Origin of the sequence: Streptomyces sp. ASQP_92 (genome assembly GCF_025399895.1) — a bacterium.
In the GTDB taxonomy this organism is placed as follows: Bacteria; Actinomycetota; Actinomycetes; order Streptomycetales; family Streptomycetaceae; genus Streptomyces.
This window is the reverse complement of the sequence record NZ_JAODUA010000001.1, coordinates 1,329,715-1,349,682: the sequence shown is the minus strand read 5'-3', so window position 1 is coordinate 1,349,682 and position 19,968 is coordinate 1,329,715. Positions and strand designations below refer to the sequence as shown.

Genomic DNA, 19,968 nt, shown 5'->3' with positions numbered 1-19,968 from the left:
CTGACAGTGGCGAGGAACGAGCGCTGTCGGGTCCCTACAGAAAGACGTAGTCAGGGACCGGGCCGGCGGTGAATGATCGGGGGCGTCCGGTCTCATACGACAGGGAGACAGCTGTGCCATCTGGGACCCATTCCATCGACGAAGCCTTCACGGCGCTGCCCTTGCGGGCCCTCGCCGACGCGGCGCTCGCGCGGGCCCGCGCCCTGGGGGCCGATCATGCCGACTTCCGGTTCGAGCGCGTGCGCAGCGCCGCCTGGCGGCTGCGCGACGCCCGCCCGGCCGGCTCCTCGGACAGCACCGACCTCGGCTACGCGGTGCGCGTGGTGCACGGCGGGGCCTGGGGCTTCGCCTCCGGGGTCGACCTGACCATGGACGCCGCGGCCAAGGTCGCCTCCCGCGCGGTGGCGATGGCCAAGCTGTCCGCGCAGGTCATCGCGGCCGCGGGGTCGAACGAGAGGGTCGAGCTCGCGGACGAGCCGGTGCACTCCGAGAAGACCTGGATCTCCTCCTACGAGATCGATCCCTTCTCCGTCCCGGACGAGGACAAGAGCGCGCTGCTCGCCGACTGGAGCGCGCGGCTGCTGCGCGCCGACGGGGTCGAGCACGTGGACGCCTCGCTGCTCACGGTGCACGAGAACAAGTTCTACGCCGACACCGCCGGCACCGTCACCACCCAGCAGCGGGTCCGGCTGCACCCCCAGCTCACCGCCATCGCGGTGGACCGCACGACCGGCGAGTTCGACTCGATGCGCACCATCGCGCCGCCCGTCGGCCGCGGCTGGGAGTACCTGACCGGCACCGGCTGGGACTGGGACGCCGAACTGGAAGAGATCCCTTCGCTTCTGGCCGAGAAGATGCGGGCGCCCGGCGTCGAGGGCGGCCGCTACGACCTCGTGGTGGACCCGTCCAACCTGTGGCTGACCATCCACGAGTCGATCGGCCACGCCACCGAGCTGGACCGGGCGCTGGGCTACGAGGCGGCGTACGCGGGCACCTCGTTCGCCACCTTCGACCAGCTGGGCAAGCTGGCGTACGGCTCGGGGGTCATGAACGTGACCGGCGACCGGACCGCCGAGCACGGGCTCGCCACCATCGGCTACGACGACGAGGGCGTCGCGGCACAGTCCTGGGACCTGGTGAAGGACGGCACCCTCGTCGGGTACCAACTCGACCGCCGCATCGCGAAGTTGACCGGTCTCGGCCGCTCCAACGGCTGTGCCTTCGCCGACTCCCCCGGGCACGTTCCGGTCCAGCGGATGGCGAACGTCTCGCTCCAGCCGGATCCGGGCGGGCTCTCCACCGAGGATCTGATCGGCGGGGTCGAGCGCGGGATCTACGTGGTCGGCGACCGGTCGTGGTCGATCGACATGCAGCGCTACAACTTCCAGTTCACCGGCCAGCGCTTCTTCCGCATCGAGAACGGGCGCCTGACCGGCCAGCTCCGCGACGTCGCCTACCAGGCGACCACCACCGAGTTCTGGGGCTCCATGGAGCAGGTCGGCGGCCCCGGCACCTACGTCCTGGGCGGCGCCTTCAACTGCGGCAAGGCCCAGCCGGGCCAGATCGCGGCGGTCTCCCACGGCTGCCCCTCCGCCCTGTTCCGCGGGGTCAACATTCTGAACACCACGCAGGAGGCCGGGCGATGAGCTCCCGTACGACCGTCAAGCCGCACGAGATCGTCGAGCGGGCCCTGGAACTGTCCACCGCCGACGGCTGTGTCGTCATCGCCGACGAGCACTCCTCGGCGAACCTGCGCTGGGCCGGCAACGCGCTCACCACCAACGGCGTCACCCGCGGGCGGACCCTCACCGTGATCGCCACGGTGGACGGCGCCCAGGGCACCGCCTCCGGTGTCGTGTCGCGTTCGGCCGTCACCGCCGAGGACCTGGAGCCGCTGGTACGCGCCGCCGAGGCGGCCGCCCGGGGCGCCGGGCCCGCCGAGGACGCCCAGCCACTGATCACCGGTATCCCCGTCGCCGCGGACTTCACCGACGCCCCGGCCGAGACCTCCTCCGCCGTCTTCACCGACTTCGCGCCCGCGCTCGGCGAGGCCTTCGCGCGGGCCCGGGCCGGCGGCCGCGAGCTGTACGGCTTCGCCAACCACGAGCTGAACTCCACCTACCTCGGCACCTCCACGGGCCTGCGGCTTCGCCACGACCAGCCCAACGGCACCCTGGAGCTCAACGCCAAGTCCCCGGACCGCACACGCTCGGCGTGGGCGGGCCGGGCCACCGCGGACTTCAAGGACGTCGACCCCGGCGCCCTCGACGAGGAGCTGGCCCGCAGGCTCGGCTGGGCCGAGCGCCGCATCGACCTGCCGGCCGGGCGGTACGAGACGCTGCTGCCGCCGACCGCCGTGGCCGACCTGCTGATCTACCAGATCTGGTCGGCGGCGGCCCGGGACGCCGCCGAGGGCCGGACCGTGTTCTCGAAGCAGGGGGGTGGCACCCGCGTCGGCGAGACGCTCTCGCCCCTGCCGCTGACACTGCGCAGCGACCCGAACGAGCCCGGTCTGGAGTACGCGCCGTTCATGGTGGCGCACTCCTCGGGCGACACGGAGTCGGTGTTCGACAACGGGCTCCCGCTGACCGCGACCGACTGGATGCGCGGGGGCCGTCTGGAGAACCTGGTCACCACCCGGCACAGCGCCGCCCTGACCGGACTGCCGCTCGCCCCCTCGCCGGGCAACCTGATCCTGGACGGCGGCGGCGAGCGCACCCTGGACGAGATGGTCGCGGCCACCGAACGCGGGCTGCTCGTGACGTGCCTGTGGTACATCCGCGAGGTGGACCCGGCGACGCTGCTCCTGACCGGTCTGACCCGGGACGGGGTGTACCTCGTCGAGAACGGCGAGGTGGTCGGCGAGGTGAACAACTTCCGCTTCAACGAGTCGCCGGTCGACCTGCTGTCACGGGCCACCGAGGCGGGCCGCACCGGCAGGACGCTGCCCCGGGAGTGGAACGACTACTTCACCAGGACGGCGATGCCCGCGCTGCGCGTGCCCGACTTCAACATGAGCTCGGTCAGCCAGGGCGTGTGACCCGCCTAGACTGGCGGTTCCACCCCGTACTACGCCAAGGAGACCCAGAACCGTGACGGACATCGTCGACGAGCTGAAGTGGCGCGGGCTTTTCTCGCTGTCCACCGACGAGGACGCACTGCGCAAGGCTCTCGCGGACGGTCCCGTCACGTTCTATTGCGGCTTCGACCCGACCGCGGCCAGCCTGCACGTCGGCCACCTCGTGCAGGTGCTCACGGTGCGCCGGCTCCAGCAGGCCGGGCACCGGCCGCTGGCGCTGGTGGGCGGGGCCACCGGCCAGATCGGTGACCCGCGCCCGACCGCCGAGCGCACCCTGAACGACCCGGAGACGGTCGCGAACTGGGTGAACCGGCTGCGCGGCCAGATCGAGCCGTACCTCTCCTTCGAGGGCGAGAACGCGGCCGTGATGGTCAACAACCTGGACTGGACCGCGGGCCTGTCCGCGATCGAGTTCCTGCGGGACATCGGCAAGCACTTCCGGGTCAACAAGATGCTCACCAAGGACTCGGTGGCCCGCCGCCTGGAGTCCGAACAGGGCATCAGCTACACGGAGTTCAGCTACCAGCTGCTCCAGGGCATGGACTTCCTGGAGCTGTACCGGCGCTACGGCTGCACCCTCCAGCAGGGCGGCAGCGACCAGTGGGGCAACCTCACGGCCGGGCTCGACCTGATCCACCGCCTGGAGCCGGACGCCGAGGTGCACTGTCTGGCGACGCCGCTGATGGTCAAGGCGGACGGCACCAAGTTCGGCAAGACCGAGGGCGGGGCCGTCTGGCTCGACCCGGAGATGACCACGCCGTACGCGTTCTACCAGTTCTGGCTGAACGTGGACGACCGGGACATCTCGACGTACATGCGCATCCTCTCCTTCAAGTCCCGCGAGGAGCTGGAGGAGATCGAGAAGCTCACCGAGGAGCGCCCGCAGGCGCGCACCGCGCAGCGGGCGCTCGCCGAGGAGCTGACCACCCTGGTGCACGGCGCCGACCAGTGCGCGGCGGTCATCGCCGCGTCCAAGGCGCTGTTCGGCCAGGGTGAGCTCGCGGAGCTGGACGAGGCGACGCTGGCCGCCGCCCTGTCCGAGCTGCCGAACGCGAAGGTGTCCGAGCTCGGCCCGGTCACCGATCTCTTCGCCGAGGTGGGCCTGGTGGCCAGCAAGTCGGCGGCCCGGCGCACCGTGAAGGAGGGCGGCGCCTACGTGAACAACGTGAAGGTGACGGCCGAGGACGCGGTGGCCACGGCGGAGGAACTGCTGCACGGGCGCTGGCTGGTGCTGCGCCGCGGCAAGAAGAACCTGGCGGCCGTCGAGGTCGTCGGCGCCTGACCGCGCCCGGCGCCGACCCGCACCGGTCGGCCCGTCGCACCACCAGGGGGCGGCTCCTTCGCGGAGCCGCCCCCTCGCGCTGCCTCAGGCTCTCTGCTTGTTGCCCCGCAGCGCCATGTAGAGCATGTCGCCCAGGAAGACGATGACGACGGCGGCCGCGATCTGGAGGCCGTGCCGGCCCCAGTCGATGCCCTTGGTCTCGGCGATGCCGATGGCCCGGGCGATCGAGTTGCCGACGATGCCGCCGATGATGCCGAAGATGGTGGTCAGCCACAGCGGACTGTGCTGCTTGCCGGGAATGATCGCCTTGGCGATGAGACCGAGCACGAATCCCACGATGATGGCCCACAACCAGCCCATGGCTGCCTCCTTGTACGGCTCGACGTGAGCAGGTTCAGCCAGTGTCGGCCCACTCCCGGTACGGCGCACGTCGGACAGGTCCGTACGGGGCGGGTACCGCGGCATCCGGGCGGGTGGGGCCCTCCCCGGTCTCGTGCCCGGCGGAGCCCCGGCGTACGGTGGGAGCAGTCCGGGCCGGGGAGAGCCCGCCGTGGAACTCGGGTGGTGGAACGTGATGCGGAAGCAGAGCAGCGGCCAGGTCTTCCGGATCACCGGGGCCCGCCAGGGGCTCGCCGAGGACGTCCGGGGCAGGCAGCGCCGCTATGTGATCTCGATGTCGATCCGCACCCTGTCGGTGGTGCTGACGGCGGTGCTGTGGAACGTCGAGCGTCCTGTCGCCATCGTGACGCTGGCCCTCGGGGCGCTGTTGCCCTATGTGGCGGTCGTGTTCGCCAACGCGGGCCGGGAGAACGTCACTTCACTGCCCTCCACCTTCATCCCCGCCCCCGTGCGGCCGGCGCTCGGCGCCGCCCCGGTGGGCGGCTCCGCGGAACCCCCGGCGGAATCCGCGGCCGGTGACCAGGAGTGGCGTTCACACGATCACGGCTGATCCGTCACCGTCCGCAAAGCTCAGGAAAACCTCAGATCAATCATGAAGTTCCGGTGCACCACACCGGGTCCCCCATGACATACTTCGTAAGCGCTCCGCATCCCCCGTCGGAGCGACGGACCGACGCCGGGCAGCTCCCCCCGTGGCTGCTCGGCGTCGCCTTTGTACGGGGCCGCATGCCGCACAATGTCTCTGTGAGTGACGAGACCAGCGACGAGACCCCCGTGTGTTCCGCCAAGGGCTGCCGTGCCGACGCCGTGTGGGTGCTGGCCTGGAACAACCCCAAGATCCACACCCCGGAGCGCCGCAAGACGTGGCTCGCGTGCGAGGAGCACCGCGAGCACCTGTCCCAATTCCTGGGCGTACGGGGCTTCTTGAAGGATGTCGTGGCGCTCGCCGAGTGGGAGTCGGCCGGGTCAGCCGCCGATCGCTGACATCGGACGGTCGGGCTGGAGGAACGAGGGGTCGTCCAGGCCGGAGCCGGCCTTCTTCCCCCACATCGCCAGCTTCCACAGCCGGGCGATCTCCTCGTCACCGGCGTCCGAGCGCAGGGCCGCGCGCAGGTCGGACTCCTCGCGGGCGAACAGGCAGGTGCGCACCTGGCCGTCGGCGGTGAGCCGGGTGCGGTCGCAGGCCCGGCAGAAGGGGCGGGTCACCGAGGCGATGACGCCCACGGTGTGCGGGCCGCCGTCGACCACCCAGCGCTCGGCGGGGGCGGAGCCCCGCTCGTCGTCGCCCTCGGGGGTGAGCGTGAAGCGCGTCCGCAGCGACTGGAGGATGTCGCCCGCGGTGATCATGCCGTCGCGCTTCCAGCCGTGCTGGGCGTCCAGCGGCATCTGCTCGATGAAGCGGAGCTCGTAGTCGTGCTCCACGGCCCAGGCCAGCAGGTCGGGAGCCTCGTCGTCGTTGAGGCCCGGCATCAGGACGGCGTTGACCTTGACCGGGGTCAGCCCCGCGTCGCGGGCCGCCACCATGCCCTCGATGACGTCCTTGTGGCGATCGCGCCTGGTCAGCGTCTTGAAGACCTCGGGGCGCAGGGTGTCGAGCGAGACGTTGACGCGGTCAAGGCCCGCCGCCTTCAGGGCGGCGGCGGTGCGCTTGAGGCCGATGCCGTTGGTGGTGATGGACATCCGGGGGCGCGGCTCCAGGGCGGCGCAGCGCTCGACGATGCCGACCAGGCCCGGCCGCAGCAGCGGCTCGCCGCCGGTGAAGCGGACCTCCGTGACACCGAGGTCGGTGACGGCGATGCGGATCAGGCGGACGATCTCGTCGTCGGTGAGCAGATCGGGCTTGGCCAGCCACTGCAAACCCTCTTCCGGCATGCAGTACGTGCACCGCAGGTTGCACCGGTCGGTCAGCGAGACACGCAGGTCAGTGGCCACACGGCCATAAGTGTCGATGAGCACTGTGGGCCCCCTCCCCTCGTCCGTCGAACATCAGCCGAATGTGTACGCACCCGAGCCTACGCGAGACGTATGACAACGGGGGAGGCCGATTGTCACGAGGTGCGGCGAGGCCGTGTCGTAGGGTCCTACGACACGGCCTCGGGCATCCGCCGTGCGGATGTACGTGCGGGGCGGCTCAGTGGGCGCCGACGCCGGTCAGGGACTTGACCTCCAGCTCGGCGTACTTGCCCTTGTCGGACTCCTCCTTGGACAGCAGCGAACCGATCCAGCCCAGCAGGAAGCCGAGCGGGATCGAGATGAGGCCCGGGTTCTCCAGCGGGAACCAGTGGAAGTCGACCCCCTTGAACATCGAGGTCTTCGGGTTGCCGGAGACGACGGGCGAGAACAGCACCAGGAACACCGAGCTGAACAGGCCGCCGTAGATCGACCACAGCGCGCCCTGGGTGGTGAAGCGCTTCCAGAACAGGCTGTAGAGGAGGGTCGGCAGGTTCGCGGAGGCGGCCACCGCGAAGGCGAGGGCGACCAGTCCGGCCACGTTCATGTCGCGGGCGAAGGCGCCGAGCAGGATCGCGACCGCGCCGATGAGGACGGTGGCCCAGCGGGCGGCGCGCATCTCCTCCTTCTCGGTCGCCTTTCCCTTGCGGATCACATTGGCGTAGATGTCGTGCGCGAAGGAGGACGACGAGGCGAGGGTGAGGCCGGCGACCACGGCGAGGATCGTCGCGAAGGCGACGGCCGAGATCACCGCGAGCAGGGTCGCGCCGCCGGTGGTGCCGACGCCACCGCCCAGGTACTCGGCGAGCTGGGGGGCCGCCGTGTTGCCGGCCGGGTTCTGCGCCTTGATCGCGGCGGGCCCCACCAGGGCGGCCGCGCCGAAGCCGAGCGCGATCGTCATCAGATAGAAGGCACCGATGATGCCGATGGCCCAGTTCACGGACTTACGGGCGGCCTTCGCGGTGGGGACGGTGTAGAAGCGGATCAGGATGTGCGGAAGTCCCGCGGTGCCGAGGACGAGGGCGATGCCCAGCGAAAGGAAGTCCAGCTTGGAGGTGCCGCTGACGCCGTACTTGAGGCCGGGCTCCAGGAACGCGGCGCCCTTGCCGCTCTTCTGGGCCGCCGAGCCGAGCAGGTCGGAGATGTTGAAGTGGAACTTGAGCAGCACCATGAACGTCATCAGGAGGGCGCCCGCGATGAGCAGCACCGCCTTGACCATCTGCACCCAGGTGGTGCCCTTCATGCCGCCGATGGTGACGTACACGATCATCAGGACGCCGACGAGGGCGACGATGAGGATCTTGCCCGCGTCGGTGGTGATGCCGAGCAGCAGCGAGACGAGCACGCCCGCGCCGGCCATCTGGGCGAGCAGGTAGAAGATCGAGACGACGATGGTGGAGGCGCCGGCCGCGGTGCGGACCGGGCGCTGGCGCATCCGGTAGGCGAGCACGTCGCCCATCGTGTAGCGGCCGGAGTTGCGCAGCGGCTCGGCGACCAGCAGGAGCGCCACCAGCCAGGCGACCAGGAAGCCGATGGAGTACAGGAAGCCGTCGTAGCCGAACAGGGCGATGGCGCCGGCGATGCCGAGGAAGGACGCGGCGGACATGTAGTCGCCGGAGACCGCGAGGCCGTTCTGGAAGGCGGTGAACTGGCGGCCGCCCGCGTAGAAGTCGGAGGCGTTCTTGGTCTGCCGCCCGGCCCAGACGGTGATGGCGAGGGTCGCGGCGACGAACACCGCGAACAGGGTGATGATCAGCGGCCGGTGCTCGGTGGTCGAGGAGGCCGCGGCGAGCGGAATCAGGGCGGGGCTCATGCGTCGGCCTCCATGCGGGACTTGATGGCCTCGGCCTTGGGGTCGAGCCTGGCCGTGGCGTGGCGCGAGTAGAACCAGGCGATGAGGAAGGTGGTCAGGAACTGGGCGAGGCCGAACACGAAGGCCACATTGATGTTGCCGATGAGCTTGGTACCCATGAAGCCGCCCGCGTAGTTGGACAGCAGCACGTACAGCAGGTACCAGGTGATGAAGGCGATGGTCAGCGGGAAGGCGAACGAGCGGTGCGCGCGGCGGAGTTCAGCGAATTCCGCGCTCTGCTGCTCCGCGACGAATGCCTGGGTACTGGGCTGGGCCGGGCGGGATTCCACCCCGGCTTCGGGCGGCGGCGCGTCGGTGGCCACGGAATCTCCTCGCGATGCGGGTACGGCGGGTACGGAAAGTTCGGACATGGGGGTCCTTGTCGGGGATGGGACGCGGTCCCCCTGACAACGGCACGGAGCGCGGGCCGTCTCGGTTCAGTCCGGCCGTGTTTTGTCGCGGCGCCTTCCACCGGCGCGTTCGTCAGCGGGGCGCGCCGCGCGGGTGCCCGGCGCCCTTCGCGCTCCCCCGGGTCGACTACGCGACTTTCTTCGCGAACTCGGCGCAAGCCGTTGAATCGCCGTGATGATCGGGGATAGCTTCACTCCTCGATGCCCCGGGACGGCCCGATGGTCCCGGTCGCCGTCCCTCACGTCCGTACGTACCGAGAGTTCCGCCAACCCCATGGAGACCCCATGACGTTGCACATCTCCCGTACGCGCCGCGCCGTCGCCGTCTCGGCGGGTCTGGCCACCGCCACCGCGCTCGCGCTGCTGCCCGGCACCGCGTCGGCCGCTTCCACCGGAGCCGGGCCGGCCCCCGCGCGGGCCGCGTCGAGCACCGGCCCGGAGCTGAGCTACATCGTCAACGTCCGCCCCGGGCAGGGCAATTCGGCCCGGGTGCGCAGAGCCGTCGAGCAGGCGGGCGGCTCGGTGCTCCAGGCGTACGACCGCATAGGCGTGCTCGTCGTGCACTCCGCCAACGCGGACTTCGCGAAGACCATCCGCACCGTCAGGGGCGTCGATTCGGCGGGCGCGACCCGGACCGCGCCGCTGCCCGCGCAGTCCACCACCGATGTCGGCACGCCGAGGAACATCACCGCCGAGGAGCTGAGGACGCTGTCCGCGAAGGCGGCGCCCGGCGAGGATCCGCTGGAGCCGTTGCAGTGGGACCTGAAGGCGATCAAGGCGGACAAGGCGCACGAGAAGACCCTGGGCAGCTCCCGGGTCACCGTCGGCGTGATCGACACGGGCGTCGACGACACCCACCCCGACATCGCCCCGAACTTCGACCGCGCCAAGTCGGTGAGCTGCATCACCGGCAAGCCGGACACCACGGACGGCGCCTGGCGCCCGTTCACCACCGGCGGCTCCCCGCACGGCACCCATGTGGCGGGCGAGATCGCGGGCGCCAAGAACGGCGTGGGCATCACCGGGGTGGCGCCCGGGGTGAAGGTCGCGGCCATCAAGGTGTCGACGCAGGGCGGCAGCTTCTTCTACACCGAGGCCGTGGTCTGCGGCTTCATGTGGGCGGCCGAGCACCACATCGACGTCACCAACAACAGCTATTACACCGACCCGTGGTACTTCAACTGCAAGAACGACCCCGACCAGAAGGCGCTGGTCGAGGCGATCACGCGGGCCTCGAAGTACGCCGAGTCCAAGGGCACGGTGAACGTGGCGGCGGCCGGCAACGAGAACTACGACTTCGCGTCCGACGCGATCACCGACTCCTCCAGCCCGAACGACTCGACGCCGGGCAGCCGGGTCGTCGACCCGCGTGAGTGCCTGGACATCCCGACCCAGCTCCCGGGTGTGGTCACGGTCGCCGCGACCGGCGCCAAGGGCCTGAAGTCGTCGTTCTCGAACTACGGCCTCGGGGTGATCGACATCGCGGCGCCGGGCGGCGACTCGACCGCGTACCAGCCGCCCCAGGCCCCGGCCACCAGCGGTCTGATCCTGGGCCCGCTGCCCGGCGGGACCTGGGGGTACATGGCGGGTACGTCCATGGCGACGCCGCATGTGGTGGGTGTGGCGGCCCTGCTGAAGTCGCAGCACCCGTACGCCTCGGCGTGGGAGATCAAGGCGCTGCTCGCCCTCGGGGCGGTCCGTACGCCGTGCACCACGCCGTACGACATCGACGGTGACGGCAAGGCGGACGCGGTCTGCCAGGGCGGGGCGTTCTACAACGGCTTCTACGGGGCGGGTATCACCAACGCGCTCAACGCCGTTCGTTAGCAGGTGAGTTGAGGGGGCCGTCCGGAACGCGGGCGGCCCCCTCCGGCGTGTTACGGCTTGACGAGGACCTTCAGGGCGGTGCGCTCGTCCATCGCCCGGTAGCCGTCGGGCACTCCCTCGACGGAGACCGTGAGGTCGAAGACCGGGGACGGGTCGATGGTGCCGTCGAGGATGTCGGCGAGCAGCTCGGGGATGTAGGTGCGCACGGGGGCGACGCCGCCGCGCAGCGCGATGTTGCGGTCGAACATGACGCCGAGGTCGAGTCCGGTACCGCTGCCGTGCGGGACGCCGACGTAGCCGATGGCGCCGCCGTCGCGGGTGATGTCGACGGCGGTGCGCATGGACTGCTCGGTGCCGACGGCCTCGATGACGGCGTGCGCGCCCTGGCCGCGGGTCAGCTCGCGCACCGCGTCCACGGCGGCCTCGCCGCGCTCGGCGACGACATGGGTGGCGCCGAAGAGCTTGGCGATGTCGGTACGGGCCCGGTGGTGGCCGAGCGCGATGATCCGCTCGGCGCCGAGACGCTTGGCGGCGAGCACCCCGCACAGGCCGACGGCGCCGTCGCCGACGACCGCGACGGTGGAGCCGGGCCGCACGCCGGCCCCGAGCGCCGCGTGGTGGCCGGTGCCCATGACGTCGGACAGGGCGAGCAGCGCGGTCAGCAGGTGGTCGTCGGAGGCGGCGTCGGCGGGCAGCTTGACGAGGGTGCCGTCGGCGAACGGGACGCGGACGGCTTCGCCCTGGCCGCCGTCGGAGCCGACCGAGCCCCAGAAGCCGCCCTGCGGGCAGGAGGTGGTGAGGCCTTCGGAGCAGAAGTCGCACGTGCCGTCGGACCAGACGAAGGGCGCGACGACGAGGTCGCCCTTGCGCAGCCCGCGCACCGCGGGCCCGGTCTCCTCGACGAGGCCAAGGAACTCGTGGCCGATCCTCTGCCCAGGCTGACGCGCGGACTCGCCGCGGTACGCCCACAGGTCGCTGCCGCAGATGCAGGCCCGCAGGACCCGGACGACCGCGTCGGTGGACGTCTGGATCCTCGGGTCCGGCACCTCCTCCACCCGGATGTCGTGGGGGGCGTGGATGACGGTGGCGCGCATGGTGCGGATCCTTGCCGGTCAGGAGGTGGTTCGGGGTCCTTCACGGTACGCCTGTGCGAGAAGGGACTGCGCGCCGAGATACGTCAGCATGATCCAGAAGTCGGGGCGCGGAAGCTGCGGCCAGTCGGCCACGCCGGTGGCGATGAGGGTGTCGGAGAGCAGGAACAGCGCCCCGCCGAGGCCGACGAGCGGGCCGAGCCGGGAGGAGCGGCAGGCCATCGCGGTGAGCAGCAGGCTGTATCCGGCGACCGGGATCCGCAGCCCGCCCGGCAGGTCGGCCCAGAGCGCCGCGACGGTGGCGATCAGCGCGACCCCGTAGGCGGCGCCGAGCCCGGGATGCGTCCTGCCGCGCCCGAACAGCACGAGGTAGCAGACGTGTCCGGCGGCGAAGCAGCCCATGCCGAGCAGGAAGGCGGGGTCGGCGTCCGAGAGCAGGAACACATCACCGCCCCAGCCGCACAGCAGCGCCGCGACGAGCAGCCGGGGCCCGCCGCGCGCGTACACGTGCCCGGCGAGCAGCGGCATCAGGAGCGGCTTGGCGAGTAGGTGGCCGGGGTGCCAGTGCGCGAGCAGCGAGCCGAGGTCGACGAGGCAGACGCACGCGAAGGCCACCAGGAGCGGGGCGACGGCGCCGGGGTGCGGCACGGCGGGCGCGTCGGCGCCCGGGGCCGTTCCGCGCGGGACGGCGCCCGCGCCGGGGGACGTCATACGGCGCGCTCCGCCACGGCGACGGGCTCGGCGGCCGGCGCCACCGGCGTCCTCGGCTGCCAGCCCGGGCCGCGGAAGATCCGCCCGGCCCGCTCGCGCCAGGTGCTCGCGGCGCGCACGTCGCGGGCGATGGCGGCGTACTCGTGGGTGGCGACGCGCAGCGGGTTGAAGGTGGAGATGTTCTTGGTGAGCCCGAACACGGGCCGCTCGGTCTCGGCCGTGAACGAGCCGAACATCCGGTCCCAGATGATCAGGATGCCGCCGAAGTTCCGGTCCAGATAGCCGCCCTGCGACGCGTGGTGCACCCGGTGGTGGGAGGGCGTGTTGAGGACGAACTCGAAGGGCCGGGGCAGCTTGTCGACCCGCTCGGTGTGCACCCAGAACTGGTAGACGAGGTTCGCCGACGAGCAGAACGCGAGGACCGCCGGGTGCACGCCCAGCGCGATGAGCGGCACATAGAAGGGCCACACCGTCCAGGTCGTCCAGGGCTGGCGCAGGGCGGTGGTGAGGTTGAACTTGCGGCTGGAGTGGTGCACCACGTGACAGGCCCACAGGATCCGGATCACATGGTGGCCGCGGTGCGACCAGTAGTAGAAGAAGTCCTGCCCGAGCAGCATCAGCGGCACGGTCCACCACAGGACCGGGATGGCGAGCGGGGTCAGCGCGTAGACGGCCGTGTAGATCGCGACGATGGGAATCTTCCACAGCGCGTCGAAGACAAGACTGCCGAGCCCCATGCCGACACTGGTGGCGGCGTCCTTCGTCTCGTACCCCGCGGCCTCCTCGTCCGGATGGAGGCGGTAGCTCACCATCTCGACGACGGTGAGCAGCACGAAGGCGGGTATCGACCACAGCACGACATCGGGCAGGTTCGGCGACATGCCTGCACCGTAGGGGCGGGGTGGCGGCTCCGGCTAGATGTTGTTACCGACAAGTATGCGAGACGGGTTGTCAGCAGCCGTTGGTGAGTTCCGCCAATCGGTGCGGAGGGTGCGGCGTACGATCGCCGGTACCGGTGCGCTCTGGGGGGAGACAATTACGGTGCCAGGCCTTGAAGTTGTGGTGCTGCGTCTTGCCTGCACGGTGGTCTCGGCGGTCGCGAAGTCCGTCCTGACCCCGAGGCCGGGCGCAGGTCTGGTCGCCGGGCCGCTGCGCCCGCTGCCAAAACAGGCCTCCCCCGATCGTCTCGCGAAGGTCCTGGGACGCCGCCTCGACGAAGCCCATGACTCGCTGCCCGAGCACGAGCGGGCGGCGGCCGTCGACGCGGTTCGGGACGGCTTCGCGGCAGCCGGCGCCCTCGGCTTGGACCGCCTGTTTTCGCTAGGCCTTGACGCAGACCGCCTCGCCGCCGAACTGCGCCGCCCATACCCCGGCCCCGGCGAAGCCCTCTATGACGAACTCCTCACCCTCTGCTGCGCGCATGTCCTGGAACAGCTCACCGCGCATCCCTCCTTCGCGGCCCGGGCGGCGCTGGAGCAGACCAGGTCGGCCCAGGCCGCGCGCGGCCTGATCGAGGACGTACGCGACCGGGTCGGCCCCCGTCCCGAGGCGGCCGCGCTCGCCTTCGAGGAGACGTACGCGCGGTACGTGGCCGAGATCCACGGGCGACTCGAACTGTTCGGTCTGACCCTGGGCCGCTCGGCGAGCGAATGGCCGCTGGACACGGCGTACATCAGCCTCGCGGTCAGCGGGGAGCCCCGCCAGGCGGTGGGGCTCCCCCACGCGCGGGCCGCCACGATGGGCGTGGAGCAGGCGCTCGCCGGAAACAGCCGACTGCTGCTGCGCGGCCCGGCGGGCTCCGGCAAGTCCACGCTGGTGCAGTGGCTGGCGCTGAACGCGGCCCGCCGGACCTTCGGCCCCGAACTGGCCGACTGGAACAGGTGTGTTCCTTTCGTCCTGCGCCTGCGGGCTTTCACCTCGGCAGCGTCGCTGCCGATGCCGCAGGACTTCCTGCAGGCGGCCGGGGTGCCGCTGACGCCCGCGCCCGGCTGGGCCGGGCAGCTCCTGTCGGAGGGCCGGGCACTGGTCCTGGTGGACGGTGTGGACGAGGTCCCTATGCGGCTGCGGGCCCGGACCGAAGCCTGGCTGAAGTCCTTGGTGACGGCGTTCCCCGCAGCTCGATACGTCGTCACGACCCGACCGTCGGCGGTGTCCGAGGATTGGCTGGCGGGCCAGGGCTTCGTGGCGCACTCGCTCCTGCCGATGGAGCGCGAGGATGTCCGCGCTTTCGTGGCCCACTGGCACGCCTCGGCGCGGCTCGCCTGCCCGGCGCCCGAGGAGCGGGAGCGCCTGGACACCTACGAGGCCTCGCTGCTCACGGCGGTGGCCTCCCGCCGCGACCTGGGGCGACTCGCCACCAACCCGCTGATGTGCGCGCTCCTGTGCGCCCTGAACCGGGACCGACGCATGCAACTTCCCCGCGCCCGCAAAGAGTTGTACGACGCCGCGCTCGACATGCTGCTCGTGCGACGGGACACCGAGCGGGAGATCACCGGAGTCGAGGGGGTCACCCTTACCCGCGACGAGCAGACGGCCCTGCTCCAGCGGCTCGCGTACTGGCTAATCCGCAACGGCCTCGCGGAGGCGGACCGGGACGAGGTCGCCTCGATGGTGACAGAGTGGCTCGGCGCGATGCCGCAGGTGACGGGCGACCCCGACCACGTCTTCGCCCACCTGCTGATCCGCAGCGGGCTGCTTCGCGAGCCCATGCCTGGCGCGGTCGGCTTCGTCCACCGCACCTTCCAGGACTATCTGGGCGCGAAGGCGGCGGTGGAGGAGCGCGACTTCGGCGTCCTGGTGCGCAACGCGCACGACGACACATGGGACGACGTGGTGCGGATGGCGGTGGGCCACGCACGGGCGGACGAACGGGCACGTCTACTACGTCAGTTGCTGCGCCGCGCCGACCACGCGCCGCGGCTGCGCCACCGGCTGGTACTTCTGGCCGCGGCCTGCCTGGAGCACGCCCCGGAGCTGGACCCAGCCGTGTGGGCCGACGTGGAGGAGCGGGCCCGCGAACTGATGCCCCCACGTTCGTGGGACGAGGCGGAAGCCCTGGCCAAGGTGGGGCCGCTGGTCCTTGAGCTGCTGCCGGGGCCGGAGGGGCTTACCGAAGACGAGGCGGCTTTTGCGGTGCGGACGGCGGGGCTGATTGGCGGGGATGCGGCGCTAGGCGCGATCAGGCGGTTCCGAGGTGAGAAGCGACCCAGGGTGCGGGTCCAACTCGGCCTGGCCTGGGGCAAGTTTGACGCAGCGGAATATGTGACAGAGGTACTGGGACCGGCCCAGGAATGGGAAAATACCTATCTCAGTGTACGCACCGAGGAGCAGGTGGCTCAGCTGAGCCGACTCCAAGGAATGCGGATGATCAACCTGGAGGGCGACTGCGCATTGCCGGACGTCGTTCTCACCCACCCGGGCCTGACCGCCTTGAACCTCATCGCAAACGGTGTCGTCGAAGACCTGGTCCCACTGCTTCAGCTCAACGCCCTGGAGCGCCTGGCTCTACACAATTGTCCGGCCATCACGGATCTCACACCCGTCTCCGGCCTGCCCGCCCTCCGCGACCTCTCGCTCGCCACGCTCTCGCCCCGCCTTTGCCTAACACCCCTGGCCGCACTTGACCGGCTGGAGGCTCTCGCACTAGGGATCCCCGGTGAGACCCGGCGTATTGCCGACATTCCGGCCCCGGACTGGCTCCTTACATTGGGTCTGTACCGGGGGTCAGAGAGGATCAGCCTGAGCGGTCTGGAGCGTTGGCCCGACCTCCGCAACCTGACTATCACGGGTGGCCTCCAAGCGGGCGAACTGGTGCACCGTTCCACTCTGCGGAATCTACGCACCCTGCAGATCGGTGACCATCAAACCCTCGACCCGGCCGCACTGATCCAGCACTGCGGGCTGACCTACCTCAATCTGAGTAACTGCCGTCTCGTCGCGGGCCTGGGAATCCTGCGCGAGCTGCCGGATCTTCGATCTCTGTCGCTTTACAACTGCACCGGTCGACTCGATTTGAGCACTCTCGCCCACTTGGACCGGCTCCACATCCGGTACAGCAGGACCGATGTCCAGGGTGCCGAGTCCATCCCGCCCGAGCGCCTGGAGCGGTACTGACGCTCACACCCCCACCGCCCCCAGCAACGCCCCCGCCGCATAAGTGACCGCCATCGCCACCGCGCCCCCGCCCATGTTCCGCAGGACCGCGCGGTGGGCCGGGGCCGAGCCGAGGCGGGCGCTCCACCAGCCGGTCAGGGCGAGTGCGGCCAGGACCGAGCCGACCGTCACGTACAGGCGGACCGACGAGGGGGGCAGCACGATCGCGAGGAGGGGGAGCAGCGCGCCCGCCGTGAAGGCGAGGAAGCTGGCCCAGGCCGCGTGCCAGGGGTTGGTGAGTTCGTCGGGATCGATGCCCAGCTCGACGCTGGCGTGCGCGCGCAGGGCGTCGCGTTCGGTGAGCTGGACGGCCGCCTCGCGGGCCACCTCCTCGCTGAGCCCGCGCTCGGCCAACAGGCCGGTGAGTTCGGCGAGTTCGGCCTCGGGCGACTCCTTCAGCTCCCGGCGCTCCAGGGCGAGGGCGGCCTTCTCGGAGTCGCGCTGGGTGGAGACGGAGACGTACTCGCCGGCCGCCATGGACATGGAGCCGGCGAGCAGTCCGGCCAGGCCGGCGGTCAGGAGCGCGGAGCGGTCGTCGGTTGCCCCGGCCACGCCGACGACCAGTCCGGCCGTGGAGACGATGCCGTCGTTGGCGCCCAGGACCGCGGCCCGCAACCAGTTGAGCCGCGAGCCGAGGGCCCCGTTGTGCGCCTCGTCGTGCTGGTCGGATGAGCTCATGCGGGGCAGGGTCTCACCCCGTACTCACCAGACGCGCACCGACCCGCCAAGGGCGAACGCGGGGCTCGTCGCCTCGGGCGGTATCTCCTTCAGGGGCTCGGCGATCTCCGCCACCGTGGGGCCGACCCGGGCCGCGATCGCGTCCAGGGAGGTCAGGTCGAAGCCGTAGACGCGGGCCGCGTTGCCGCCGGCCATCGCCGCGACCTCGTCGCTGGGCAGGCCCGCGTAGGCGATGCGCAGGCCCTCCCGGGAGAAGGGGGTGGTGCCTTCGTCGTGGGGGTAGTCGCTGCCCCACATGATCTTGTCGAGGCCGATCCGGTCCCGCAGCGGCACCTCGTGCGGGCGCATGAAGCTCGCGCCCACGAAGCAGTTGTCCCGCCACACCTGGGAGGGCCCCTTGCCCATGGACTCGGCGAGACCGCTGCCGAACTTGGACTCCGCCGTGGACGCCTTCGTCGCGGCCGCCACCAGGCGCCCGTGGTAGTAGTCCAGCATGTCGAGCACGCCGGGGATCCAGCCCGAACCCTGCTCGGTGAGCACGAGGTTGAGGGAGGGGTGGCGGTGGAAGACCCCGCCGAAGATCAGGTGCCACAGCGCCCGGTGCGAGAACCAGGTCGTCTCCACCATGAACACCGCCCGGGCCGCCGGCTCCTCCCCCAGCGGCGGCGACGCGGACCCGCCGTGGTGGTTGACCGGTATGCCGCGTTCCGCGCAGATCGCCCAGATCGGGTCGTACACCTCGGAGTAGAGCTCGGGCACCCCCGAGCCCGGCGGGGCGCCCGGCAGCAGGATTCCGCCGGTCAGACCCGCTTCCTGGGTCCGGCGGATCTCGCGTACCGCCTCGTCCACGTCGCCCAGCAGGATCTGCGCGACGCCCGCCCGCCGGCCCGGCGCCCGGGCGCAGAAGTCGGCCAGCCAGCGGTTGTGGGCGCGCAGCCCCGCCCAGCGCCGCTCGAACTCCTCGCGGGTGGGGGTGGGTGCCATGAGGGAGGCGCTCGGGAAGAACGGCGGGATCGTGTTGGGGAAGATCACTTCCGCCACGATGCCGTCCGCCTCCAGGTCCGCCAGCCGGCGGTCGGAGTTCCAGTTGCGGTCGGCCGCGTCGGCCAGCAGGTCCTCGTACGGGTTGACGTAGGTGGCGGCCCACGCGTCGAAGGCCTCGTGGTACTTGGACTCCAGGTAGGGCCGGTAGTCCAGGAGGTCGGCGCCGGCGTGGCAGTCCGCCGAGATGACGGTGTAGCGCTCGGTCATCGCGTCACCCCGAGGACGGGGAAGTCGTGTTCGGTCAGCCAGTGGCGGCCCACCTCGCGCGAGCGCGCCCAGGACGCCTCCACCGTCAACTGGTCCTCGGGCTGGCCGAGTTCGGCCGGGGTCGGCCCGATCCGGCGGGCGATCGGCGCGAGCTTGCCGGTGTCGAAGCCGAACACCTCGGCGGCCGCCAGGCCCAGCATCCGCCGGGTCTCGGTGACCGGAATGTCATGGAAGGTGTTCTTCAGCCACTCCCGGGTGCGGGGCCAGGTGCCCTCCGGGTGGGGGAAGTCGGAGCCCCACAGGATGTTGTCGACGCCGATCTCGTAGCGCTGGGCGAGTTCGCGTCGCTTGGTGTTGGTCGCGCAGACGAAGAGCTGGCGGTCCAGATACTCGCTCGGGGGCCGCTTCAGCTCGGCGAACGGGGAGAGCTTCTTGCCGCCGTGGGCGCCGAGGTAGAGCCGGTCCATGAACCACAGCAGGTTGGGCAGCCACCAGCAACCCGACTCCGCCACCCCGAACTTGAGCCCTGGGTGGCGCTCGAAGACCCCGGACCACAGCAGGAACCAGAGCGGCCTGGCCGGCCACCAGGTCACCTCGCTGACGTAGATCCCCAGATGGTCGCCGTACTCGTGGCGCGGGGCCGCGCCCGAGTGGGTCACCAGGGGCATGCCGGTCTCGGCGGCGGCCGCCCAGACGGGGTCGTAGCGGCGGTCGTGGTAAGGCGCCTTGTCCACCCACATCGAGGGGATCATCAGCGCGCCGAGCCCGGACTCCCTGGCGCGGTGGATCTCGGCGACGACCCGGTCGACCTCACCGGTGACCGGCAACAGGGCGACCCCGCAGTGCCGTTCGGGATGCTGGCCGACGAACTCGGCGAGCCACCGGTTGTGCGCCTGCGCGCCCGCCATGCCGAGGTCGGGGTCCTGGTCGCCGGAGAGGCCGAGGCCCACGCCGAAGGGGGCGGCGGTCCGGCTGTCGACGGCGTCCGCGTCGGGGAAGACGACCTCGCCGGCCACCCCGTCGCCGTCGAGCTCCTTGAGGCGCTGCACCGCGTCCCAACCCCCGCGCAGCCCTTCCTCGTTGTCGCTGAACCAGCGGTCGGCGAAGGCCTCGTTGCGTACGCCGAGCCGGGTCATCTCCTCGCGGCGGCGCTCGCGCCCCGCGAGGAACTCGTCGAACTCCCGGTGGAAGCGGGCGTCCAGACAGGGCCGGTACTCCTCGGTGGGGAGCCCGGCGTGGCAGTCGGAGGAGATGATCAGGTACGGGTCCATCTGTGCTGTCATCGC

The 19,968-nt window shown here is 71.0% G+C and carries 17 protein-coding genes; 7 read left to right on the top strand and 10 right to left on the bottom strand.

Going from position 1 to position 19,968, the window contains the following annotated elements; all coding sequences use genetic code 11:
* Positions 1 to 134: 134 nt before the first annotated feature.
* The 3 genes from N4G70_RS05890 to tyrS are packed head-to-tail and all read left to right on the top strand — an operon-like array spanning position 135 to position 4,361.
* Complete coding sequence (locus tag N4G70_RS05890) at positions 135 to 1,646, top strand: TldD/PmbA family protein (RefSeq protein WP_399034329.1); 1,512 nt, start codon at positions 135 to 137, stop codon at positions 1,644 to 1,646.
* Positions 1,643 to 3,040, top strand: coding sequence for a metallopeptidase TldD-related protein (locus N4G70_RS05885; protein WP_261711286.1), 1,398 nt, complete (start codon positions 1,643 to 1,645; stop codon positions 3,038 to 3,040). Before N4G70_RS05890 ends, N4G70_RS05885 begins: the two co-directional genes overlap by 4 nt.
* Positions 3,041 to 3,092: 52 nt before the next feature.
* Positions 3,093 to 4,361, top strand: coding sequence for a tyrosine--tRNA ligase (tyrS, locus tag N4G70_RS05880; protein ID WP_261711285.1), 1,269 nt, complete (start codon positions 3,093 to 3,095; stop codon positions 4,359 to 4,361).
* Positions 4,362 to 4,445: 84 nt separating this feature from the next.
* Here the strand turns inward: tyrS and N4G70_RS05875 are convergent, their stop codons facing one another.
* On the bottom strand, positions 4,446 to 4,721 hold the full coding sequence (locus tag N4G70_RS05875; protein ID WP_189961347.1) for a GlsB/YeaQ/YmgE family stress response membrane protein: 276 nt from the start codon (positions 4,719 to 4,721) through the stop codon (positions 4,446 to 4,448).
* 214 nt (positions 4,722 to 4,935) lie between these two features.
* Here N4G70_RS05875 and N4G70_RS05870 point away from each other — a divergent pair, with 214 nt between their 5' ends.
* Both N4G70_RS05870 and N4G70_RS05865 read left to right on the top strand, forming a co-directional pair.
* Positions 4,936 to 5,310: a DUF3099 domain-containing protein gene (locus N4G70_RS05870; RefSeq protein WP_261711390.1), complete on the top strand. Its 375-nt coding sequence runs from the start codon at positions 4,936 to 4,938 to the stop codon at positions 5,308 to 5,310.
* Between the two features lie 176 nt (positions 5,311 to 5,486).
* Entirely contained in the window at positions 5,487 to 5,744 is a 258-nt protein-coding gene (locus N4G70_RS05865) for a hypothetical protein (RefSeq protein WP_388730911.1), read from the top strand.
* Here N4G70_RS05865 and moaA read toward each other — a convergent pair.
* The 3 genes from moaA to N4G70_RS05850 all read right to left on the bottom strand — a co-directional run bounded on the left by moaA (position 5,727) and on the right by N4G70_RS05850 (position 8,885).
* The gene (gene moaA, locus N4G70_RS05860) at positions 5,727 to 6,716 is read right to left on the bottom strand and encodes a GTP 3',8-cyclase MoaA (RefSeq protein ID WP_261711283.1); all 990 of its coding nucleotides are present in this window, start codon (positions 6,714 to 6,716) and stop codon (positions 5,727 to 5,729) included. The genes N4G70_RS05865 and moaA overlap by 18 nt on opposite strands.
* 175 nt (positions 6,717 to 6,891) lie before the next feature.
* Positions 6,892 to 8,523: a cation acetate symporter gene (locus N4G70_RS05855; RefSeq protein WP_261711282.1), complete on the bottom strand. Its 1,632-nt coding sequence runs from the start codon at positions 8,521 to 8,523 to the stop codon at positions 6,892 to 6,894.
* Positions 8,520 to 8,885 (bottom strand): DUF485 domain-containing protein, encoded by a 366-nt coding sequence (locus N4G70_RS05850; RefSeq protein ID WP_261711281.1) that lies wholly within the window; start codon positions 8,883 to 8,885, stop codon positions 8,520 to 8,522. Before N4G70_RS05850 ends, N4G70_RS05855 begins: the two co-directional genes overlap by 4 nt.
* A 372-nt stretch (positions 8,886 to 9,257) precedes the next feature.
* On the opposite strand from N4G70_RS05850, the gene N4G70_RS05845 reads away from it, so the two are divergent.
* The gene (locus tag N4G70_RS05845) at positions 9,258 to 10,799 is read left to right on the top strand and encodes a S8 family serine peptidase (protein WP_261711280.1); all 1,542 of its coding nucleotides are present in this window, start codon (positions 9,258 to 9,260) and stop codon (positions 10,797 to 10,799) included.
* 50 nt (positions 10,800 to 10,849) lie between these two features.
* Here the strand turns inward: N4G70_RS05845 and N4G70_RS05840 are convergent, their stop codons facing one another.
* The 3 genes from N4G70_RS05840 to N4G70_RS05830 are packed head-to-tail and all read right to left on the bottom strand — an operon-like array spanning position 10,850 to position 13,482.
* Entirely contained in the window at positions 10,850 to 11,893 is a 1,044-nt protein-coding gene (locus N4G70_RS05840) for a zinc-dependent alcohol dehydrogenase family protein (RefSeq protein WP_261711279.1), read from the bottom strand.
* A gap of 18 nt (positions 11,894 to 11,911) precedes the next feature.
* Entirely contained in the window at positions 11,912 to 12,601 is a 690-nt protein-coding gene (locus N4G70_RS05835) for a lysoplasmalogenase (protein WP_261711278.1), read from the bottom strand.
* The gene (locus N4G70_RS05830) at positions 12,598 to 13,482 is read right to left on the bottom strand and encodes a sterol desaturase family protein (protein WP_261711277.1); all 885 of its coding nucleotides are present in this window, start codon (positions 13,480 to 13,482) and stop codon (positions 12,598 to 12,600) included. Before N4G70_RS05830 ends, N4G70_RS05835 begins: the two co-directional genes overlap by 4 nt.
* Positions 13,483 to 13,642: 160 nt before the next feature.
* Between N4G70_RS05830 and N4G70_RS05825 the strand changes: the two genes are divergently transcribed.
* Entirely contained in the window at positions 13,643 to 16,714 is a 3,072-nt protein-coding gene (locus N4G70_RS05825) for an NACHT domain-containing NTPase (protein WP_261711276.1), read from the top strand.
* A gap of 3 nt (positions 16,715 to 16,717) precedes the next feature.
* Here N4G70_RS05825 and N4G70_RS05820 read toward each other — a convergent pair whose 3' ends face one another.
* Genes N4G70_RS05820 through N4G70_RS05810 form a run of 3 tightly spaced genes read right to left on the bottom strand, consistent with a single transcriptional unit; the run spans position 16,718 to position 19,965 of the window.
* Entirely contained in the window at positions 16,718 to 17,431 is a 714-nt protein-coding gene (locus tag N4G70_RS05820; protein ID WP_261711275.1) for a VIT family protein, read from the bottom strand.
* 24 nt (positions 17,432 to 17,455) lie between these two features.
* Complete coding sequence (locus N4G70_RS05815; RefSeq protein ID WP_261711274.1) at positions 17,456 to 18,682, bottom strand: amidohydrolase family protein; 1,227 nt, start codon at positions 18,680 to 18,682, stop codon at positions 17,456 to 17,458.
* Complete coding sequence (locus N4G70_RS05810; protein ID WP_261711273.1) at positions 18,679 to 19,965, bottom strand: amidohydrolase family protein; 1,287 nt, start codon at positions 19,963 to 19,965, stop codon at positions 18,679 to 18,681. Before N4G70_RS05810 ends, N4G70_RS05815 begins: the two co-directional genes overlap by 4 nt.
* Positions 19,966 to 19,968: the final 3 nt, after the last annotated feature.